At 63.3% G+C, this 215-nt stretch carries 1 protein-coding gene; it reads right to left on the bottom strand.

Going from position 1 to position 215, the window contains the following annotated elements; all coding sequences use genetic code 11:
• Positions 1–215: hypothetical protein (locus tag IAE37_RS28685; RefSeq protein WP_201178807.1), on the bottom strand; the 215-nt coding region annotated here is incomplete at both ends.

The raw sequence follows: 215 nt of genomic DNA, 5'->3' as shown, positions 1-215 counted from the left end.
GCAAAGTTCCGACCGCGTCGGCTTTGTCTTTGAAGGGGTTGAACGGTGCCAGCGCCGTATAGAGCGGGCTGTCATGCTGGTCCAGCCACTGTTCCAGGCGCTTGAAGCGCAGGTCGTGCTCTTCGGTGCCGGGTGCGGGCTGGCTCATGGGGTGGATCAGCAAAGCCAGGGACATCTCCAGGCCGCGGGCCGAGGACTGTTCGTCACGGTCATAG

The organism is Pseudomonas sp. S31 (assembly GCF_016648105.1).
Classification (GTDB): domain Bacteria; phylum Pseudomonadota; class Gammaproteobacteria; order Pseudomonadales; family Pseudomonadaceae; genus Aquipseudomonas.
This window is presented reverse-complemented; position numbering and strand designations above follow the sequence as displayed.